We start from the raw sequence: 341 nt of genomic DNA on the forward strand, positions 1-341 counted from the left end.
GCGCAGCGTGCTTATCCGGCTCGCGCAGTCGTTTCTGGTGGTAGAAGAACGTTGATCTCGGCATGCCTGCCGCATCCAAAAGGTATTGCAGACGATGCCGTGACTTGAGGATGACAATCGCCTGAACCTTCAGGCGTGTCCCTGATTCCTCAAGTCCCGCAATTTTTTTAGATATGCGTTTTCCGCTTCCAACCGCGCGATCTGGCGACGCAGCTTCGCTTCCTCCGAGAGCGGCTTCGGCGTGACCGAGCCCTTGGGCCTGCCCTTCGGCTTCGGTTTTAGTGCCTCATCGCCACCATTACGCCATTTCCTCGACCATCCGCTGACCAGATTCTCTGATG

The 341-nt window shown here is 56.9% G+C and carries 1 pseudogene; it reads right to left on the reverse strand.

From position 1 onward, the window contains the following. Nucleotides 1-341 (reverse strand): annotated as a pseudogene (locus QP934_RS11530) (IS3 family transposase); the annotation flags it as partial.

This window comes from Corynebacterium sp. MSK122, assembly GCF_030229435.2.
In the GTDB taxonomy this organism is placed as follows: Bacteria; Actinomycetota; Actinomycetes; order Mycobacteriales; family Mycobacteriaceae; genus Corynebacterium; species Corynebacterium marquesiae.